The 6,230-nt window shown below is 65.9% G+C and carries 6 protein-coding genes; 2 read left to right on the plus strand and 4 right to left on the minus strand.

What is annotated here, in order from left to right; genetic code table 11:
- The 4 genes from paaD to paaA are packed head-to-tail and all read right to left on the minus strand — an operon-like array spanning window position 1 to window position 2,745.
- Window positions 1–585, minus strand: coding sequence for a 1,2-phenylacetyl-CoA epoxidase subunit PaaD (paaD, locus tag F6X40_RS29700; RefSeq protein ID WP_187630261.1), 585 nt, complete (start codon window positions 583–585; stop codon window positions 1–3).
- Between the two features lie 7 nt (window positions 586–592).
- Window positions 593–1,414, minus strand: a complete 822-nt coding sequence (paaC, locus tag F6X40_RS29705) for a 1,2-phenylacetyl-CoA epoxidase subunit PaaC (RefSeq protein ID WP_187630262.1) — start codon at window positions 1,412–1,414, stop codon at window positions 593–595.
- An 8-nt stretch (window positions 1,415–1,422) separates the two neighbouring features.
- Window positions 1,423–1,707 carry a 1,2-phenylacetyl-CoA epoxidase subunit PaaB gene (gene paaB / locus F6X40_RS29710; RefSeq protein ID WP_187630263.1) on the minus strand — a complete coding sequence of 95 codons (285 nt, stop codon included), beginning with the start codon at window positions 1,705–1,707 and terminating at the stop codon, window positions 1,423–1,425.
- A 36-nt stretch (window positions 1,708–1,743) separates the two neighbouring features.
- Window positions 1,744–2,745: a 1,2-phenylacetyl-CoA epoxidase subunit PaaA gene (paaA, locus tag F6X40_RS29715; RefSeq protein WP_184056337.1), complete on the minus strand. Its 1,002-nt coding sequence runs from the start codon at window positions 2,743–2,745 to the stop codon at window positions 1,744–1,746.
- A 247-nt stretch (window positions 2,746–2,992) separates the two neighbouring features.
- On the opposite strand from paaA, the gene F6X40_RS29720 reads away from it, so the two are divergent.
- Together F6X40_RS29720 and F6X40_RS29725 are read left to right on the plus strand one after the other, a co-directional pair.
- Window positions 2,993–4,615 carry an NAD(P)/FAD-dependent oxidoreductase gene (locus F6X40_RS29720; protein WP_187630264.1) on the plus strand — a complete coding sequence of 541 codons (1,623 nt, stop codon included), beginning with the start codon at window positions 2,993–2,995 and terminating at the stop codon, window positions 4,613–4,615.
- 103 nt (window positions 4,616–4,718) lie between these two features.
- Window positions 4,719–5,999 carry an SGNH/GDSL hydrolase family protein gene (locus F6X40_RS29725; protein ID WP_187630265.1) on the plus strand — a complete coding sequence of 427 codons (1,281 nt, stop codon included), beginning with the start codon at window positions 4,719–4,721 and terminating at the stop codon, window positions 5,997–5,999.
- The last annotated feature ends 231 nt before the right edge of the window (window positions 6,000–6,230 follow it).

Consider the following 6,230-nt stretch of genomic DNA (forward strand, 5'->3'; position numbering starts at 1 on the left):
TCAGTACGGTTTGAAGTAGTCGAAGGGTTCGCGGCAGTCGAGGCAGCGATACAGGGCCTTGCAGGCGGTCGAGCCGAATTGCGCGAGCCGCTCGGTGTGCGCCGAGCCGCAGCGTGGGCAGCCTGGGGCCGGCAGCGCGCGCGGCACGAAGCGCAGGACTTTCTCCTGCGGGGCCGCTTGCGCGTGGGCGGCCGCGCCGCAGTTGCCCGTCGGCGGCGCGATGCCGTAGACGCGCAGTTTTTCGCGGGCTTCGGCGGTGATCCAGTCGGTGGTCCACGCCGGCGCGAGCACGGTGGCGACGCGGTATGGCGTGAGCTGCGCGGCCTCGAGCGCACGGCCGACGTCTTCGGCAATCTGCGACATCGCCGGGCAGCCCGAGTAGGTCGGCGTGATCACGACTTCGAGCGCGCCGTCCGCGGCGCGTCGCACGTCGCGCAGGATGCCGAGCTCGCGGATCGACACCACCGGGATCTCCGGGTCGGGTACCGCTTCGAGCACGGTCCATGCGCGGGTGAGCGCGGGATCGGGCGTGGCGGTCGTGGCAGCGGCGGCGTTCGCGGGCTGCGGGGCGGTCGAGGTCGTCATCGCGTACTCACCAGCTGGCGCCCGGATGCTGGCGCGCGAGGCTCTGCATTTGGGCGAGCACGAAACCCATGTGCTCCGAATGCTCGCCGTGCTTGCCCGTGCTCACGTGCCGCAGCGCCGCGGGCAGCGTCAGCGTGGCCTGGTCGAGCGTGGCGCGCACGTCGTCGAGCCACGCGGCTTCCAGCGCCGAGGTGCGCGGGCCGATGCCGGCCGCGGCGACCGCGTCTTCCACCGCGTCCGCGCTGAAGAACTCGTAGGTGTACGGCATCAGATAGTCGAGCGCGGCCTGCGCGCGACGATGTGATTCGTCGGTGCCGTCGCCGAAACGGATCAGCCACTCGCTCGCGTGATGCACGTGGTACTGCGTTTCCTTGATCGACTTCGCGGCGATCGCGGCGAGCTGCCCGTCGCTGGAGCCCGTCAGCGCACCCCACAGATGCATCATCAGCGTCGCGTACAGGAAGTTGCGCACGATCGTGACCGCGTAATCCTTCCCGGCCTGCGCGGTGCCGGCGAGCGGCCCGTAATGCGGCAGCTCGGCGAGCGTGTAGTTCGCGAATTCGCGCTCGGCGCGGAAGTACGCGTAGTCGTCTTCGCTGCGCTGACGGCCGGTGAGCGGCGCTTCGAGCGCGGCCGCGTGCGTGTACAGCAGGCGCGCCTGGCCGATCAGGTCGAGGCTCATGTTCGACAGCGCGATGTCCTCTTCGAGGATCGGGCCGTGGCCGCACCACTCGGTGTTGCGCTGACCGAGGATCAGCGCGGTATCCGCGAGGCGCAGCACGTACTGGAGATGTTCGGGCGTAATGGGCGTAGTGGACGTAGTGGTCATGGCCGCGCTTACATGTGGTTGACTTCGTCGGGGAGCGTGTAGAACGTCGGGTGGCGATAGATCTTGTCGCCGGCCGGTTCGAACAGCTCGGCCTTCTCGTGCGGCGCCGAGGCCGTGATCGCCGAGGACGGCACCACCCAGATGCTCACGCCTTCCTGGCGGCGCGTGTAGACGTCGCGCGCCATGCGCAGCGCCATCGGCGCGTCGGCGGCATGCAGACTGCCGCAGTGTTTATGGTCGAGTCCCTGCTTGCTGCGCACGAACACTTCCCAAATCGGCCATTCCCTGTTCATTGCTGATCTCCTGATTCCTTTGATGTGCGGTGCCACTCAGGCGGCGTGCTGTTGCGCGCGCTGGCGCTGCTTTTCCGCGTGGGCGAGCGCGGCTTCGCGTACCCAGGCGCCGTCTTCATGGGCCTTCACGCGGGTCGCGAGGCGCTCGCGGTTGCACGGGCCGTCGCCATTGACGACGCGCCAGAACTCTTCCCAGTCGATGTCGCCGTAGTCGTAGTGACCGCGCGCCTCGTTCCATTTGAGGTCCGCGTCGGGCAGCGTGACGCCGAGCACCTTCGCCTGCTCGACGGTCGCATCGACGAATTTCTGGCGCAGGTCGTCGTTGGTGATGCGCTTGATGCCCCATCTGGCCGACTGGTTGCTGTGGACCGAATCCTTGTCGCTCGGGCCGAACATCATCAGCACCGGCCACCACCAGCGGTTCACCGCCTGCTGGACCAGCTCGCGCTGCGCCTCGGTGCCCGCCATCATCGCGAGCAGCGCGTCGAAGCCCTGGCGCTGATGGAACGACTCTTCCTTGCAGATGCGGATCATTGCGCGGGCGTACGGGCCGTACGTGCAGCGGCATAGCGGGATCTGGTTCATGATCGCCGCGCCGTCGACGAGCCAGCCGATCACGCCGACGTCGGCCCAGGTGGGTGTCGGGTAGTTGAAGATGCTCGAATACTTGGCCTTGCCCGCGTGCAGCGCGTCGATCAGCTGCTCGCGCGAGACACCGAGCGTTTCGGCGGCGCTATACAGATAGAGGCCGTGGCCGGCTTCGTCCTGCACCTTGGCGATCAGGATCGCCTTGCGCTTGAGGCTCGGCGCGCGCGTGATCCAGTTGCCCTCGGGCAGCATGCCGACGATCTCCGAGTGCGCATGCTGCGAGATCTGCCGCACCAGCGTTTTGCGGTACGCGTCGGGCATCCAGTCCTGCGGCTCGATCTTGCCGTCGGCGCTCATGACCGCGTCGAAGCGAGCCTGTTGTTCGGGCGAATTCGCGTCCGCGTCCAGCGGGGCGACGTTGCCGGGGATATCGAGGGATTGGGTGTACATGAGGGACGCTCTCTCTGGAGGAGTGGTCTGTGTCGGCGTAGTATAAACCAACCGACCGGTCGGTTAATAAATTTTTTGTGCAGAGACGTTGGGGCTGATAGCTCATTGAGGGCGTCGAAGCATGCATGCTGGTTTGCCCGGTTTCGACGGGCCGGCGCTTCATGACCGGCCGTCACCCCGCGCCGACACTTACCGGTAAAATTGCGAATTGGCCGCGATTTGCGGCCCACTTGCATCTCCGGTACTCATGTTACGTCTAAGCGAAATCAAACTCCCGCTCGATCATCCCGAAAGCGCCCTCGAAGCCGCCATCCGTGCGCGCCTCACGGAACTCGGCGTGGCGCGGGACGGGCTCATCCGATACACCGTGTTTCGCCGCGCGCACGACGCGCGCAAGCGCGCCGACATCAAGCTCACCTACATCGTCGATGTCGAGGTCAAGGATGAAGGGGCCGCGCTGAAACGGCTCGCCGACGTGCCGCATTGCGGCGCGACGCCTGATATGCGCTACAAGTTCGTCGCCGCAGCGCCCGCCCAACTGAGCACGCCGCGTCCGGTCGTCATCGGCATGGGGCCGTGCGGACTGTTCGCGGGCCTGATCCTCGCGCAGATGGGCTTCCGGCCGATCATCCTCGAGCGCGGCAAGGCCGTACGTGAGCGGACCAAGGACACGTTTGGCCTGTGGCGCAAATCGGTGCTGAATCCCGAGTCGAACGTGCAGTTCGGCGAAGGTGGCGCGGGCACCTTTTCGGACGGCAAGCTCTACAGCCAGATCAAGGACCCCAAACACTACGGCCGCAAGGTGCTCGACGAATTCGTGCGGGCCGGTGCGCCGGAGGACATCCTGTACCTGAGCCGGCCGCATATCGGCACGTTTCGTCTCGTCAGCATGGTCGAGAAGATGCGCGCGAGCATCCACGAGTTGGGCGGCGAAGTGCGCTTCGAAACGCGTGTCGAGGACATCGACATCGACAACGGCCAGGTGCGCGGGCTGAAGCTGTCGACCGGCGAGACGCTGCGCTGCGACCACGTTGTGCTGGCGGTCGGCCATAGCGCACGCGATACCTTCCAGATGCTGTACGACCGCGGCGTTCACGTCGAGGCGAAGCCGTTTTCGCTCGGTTTTCGGATCGAGCATCCGCAAGGGATCATCGATCGGAGCCGTTTTGGGAAATTTGCCGGTCACAAACAGCTCGGCGCAGCCGACTACAAGGTGGTGCACCACTGCAGCAACGGGCGAGCGGTTTATAGCTTCTGCATGTGTCCCGGCGGCACCGTGGTGGCGGCCACGTCCGAGCTGGGGCGCGTCGTCACGAACGGCATGAGCCAGTACTCGCGCGCGGAGCGCAACGCGAACGCGGGCATCGTGGTCGGCATTACGCCAGACGACTACCCGGGCGGGCCGCTCGCCGGCATCGCGTTCCAGCGCAAGTGGGAGGAGCGGGCGTTCGAGCTCGGTGGCGGTAACTATATGGCCCCAGGGCAGTTGGTCGGCGACTTCATCGCGGGGCGGCCGTCCACTTCACTCGGCTCGGTCGTTCCGTCGTACAAGCCGGGCGTCCGGCCAACCGATCTCAGCACCGCGCTGCCCGACTACGCGATCGAAGCGATTCGCGAGGCGCTGCCACAGATGGAGAAGAAAATCGCCGGTTTCGCGATGCATGATGCGGTGCTGACCGGCGTTGAAACGCGAACTTCGTCGCCGGTACGCGTGCGTCGCGGCGACGACTACCAGAGTGTCAACGTCAACGGGCTGTATCCGGCGGGCGAGGGTGCGGGGTATGCGGGCGGGATCTACTCGGCGGCAATCGACGGAATCGAGGTCGCCGAAGCGGTCGCGCTGAAGATCATGAGTCAGCAAACGGCGTGAGTCCGAGCCGGCACAGCCGCCGGGCGCCGGGGTAAGCGGACCTGCCGGCGATTGCCGCGTCGTTCGGGCACAATGCGCGTTTCGCCTCGAACCGATCCTCCGAATGACCATTCGCACCCTGGCTGCCGCATGCGGCGCGGCGCTGCTCGCCCAATTTGCCCCGTTTGTCGTTTCCTCGAGTGCGTTCGCTGCCGAAGCGTCCGAGCATTGGGTCGCCGTTTGGGCGACCGCGCTGCAACCGATTCCACAGCGGGCCGAGTTGCCACCGCTGTATCGCGCGCCGGAAGTCGCCGGGCGCACCGTTCGGCAAATCGTCTATCCGACGTTGTCGGGGAGGGTGGCGCGAATTCATCTGAGTAATGCGTACGGCAAGACGCCTCTCGTCATCGACGAACTGCGCATCGCGCGCTCGGCCGGTGGCGCGGCAGCAGTCGAGGGCGCCGGCAGTCGGGTGACGTTTGGCGGTAAGGGCGCGGTCAGCGTTCCGCCTGGCGGCGAGCTGGACAGCGATCCGGTCGCGATCGATGTCGTCGAGGGCGCGCCATATGCGATCAGTGCGTTCGTGGGACCGGAGCAGCGGATCGTCGCATGGCACCGAGTGTCGAATCAGGTGAATTATGTGTCCGGGCCCGGCAATCACACCACCGACGCGTCCGCCACGGCGTTTCCCGAACGCTTCACGCAATATGTGTGGGTCACGGGTTTGTCGGTGGAGGCGGCGGCACCGTCGCTTGCCGTGGCCGCGATCGGCGACTCGATCACCGACGGCATGCGCTCCACCCTCAACCAGAACCGTCGCTGGCCGGATGCGCTGGCTCGGCGGCTGGCGGCGAGCGGCGCGCAGTCGACCGCGATCGTGAATCTCGGCATCAGCGGCAACCGGCTCCTGAGCGACTCGCCTTGCTATGGCGACGCGCTTGCGAGCCGCTTCGAGCGCGACGTTTTGCGACGTCCAGGCGTCAAAGCGGCGATCCTGCTGATTGGCATCAACGACATCAACTTTGCGGCAATGCCGCCTCGTGGCGGGCTCGACTGCGATTTTCCTCATACGTCGGTCACGGCTGCCGATCTGATCGCCGGTTACCAGCGAGTGATCGCGGCCGCGCGGCGCAACGGTGTCAAGATGTTCGGCGCGACGCTGACGCCGGCGTCGCTGCCACCGGAGCGGGAAAACATCCGACTCGCGGTTAATCAGTGGATCCGAACTAGTCGTGCTTTCGATGGCGTCGTCGACTTCGACGCGGCGTTGCGCGATCGGGCGCAGCCGGAGCGTCTGCAGCGCGCTTTCGATAGCGGCGATCACATCCATCCAAGCGACGCGGGCTACGCGGCTATGGCCGCTGCAGTTCCTGTCGAGGTCGTGGTGGATGCGACCCGGAAGTGAGCGGCGACTTTTTTAAGCGAAAGCAAAAACGGGTATTGACGAGACGCGAAAGAGTCTCCATAATCCCGTTTCTCTGCTGCAGACGCAGCGACGCAAACGAAGCAGTGCCGGGTAGTGGTGGTTCAGGTGGTTCAGGCGCGGCGGGTTTGGCGGACCGATCTTTAAAAACTAACAGTCGATAAGTGTGGGCGCTTGATGCGGAATGCGGCGGCGGATTCTCCGGAGTCTGCT

This window comes from Paraburkholderia sp. UCT31, from assembly GCF_014397655.1.
GTDB classification, from domain to species: domain Bacteria; phylum Pseudomonadota; class Gammaproteobacteria; order Burkholderiales; family Burkholderiaceae; genus Paraburkholderia; species Paraburkholderia tuberum.

Bases quoted from the DNA above. Each gene is read 5' to 3' on its own strand.
- paaD (WP_187630261.1), bottom strand. From the start codon at position 585: ATGACGACCTCGACCGCCCCGCAGCCCGCGAACGCCGCCGCTGCCACG.
- paaC (WP_187630262.1), bottom strand. From the start codon at position 1,414: ATGACCACTACGTCCACTACGCCCATTACGCCCGAACATCTCCAGTAC.
- F6X40_RS29725 (WP_187630265.1), top strand. From the start codon at position 4,719: ATGACCATTCGCACCCTGGCTGCCGCATGCGGCGCGGCGCTGCTCGCC.
- paaA (WP_184056337.1), bottom strand. From the start codon at position 2,745: ATGTACACCCAATCCCTCGATATCCCCGGCAACGTCGCCCCGCTGGAC.
- paaB (WP_187630263.1), bottom strand. From the start codon at position 1,707: ATGAACAGGGAATGGCCGATTTGGGAAGTGTTCGTGCGCAGCAAGCAG.
- F6X40_RS29720 (WP_187630264.1), top strand. From the start codon at position 2,993: ATGTTACGTCTAAGCGAAATCAAACTCCCGCTCGATCATCCCGAAAGC.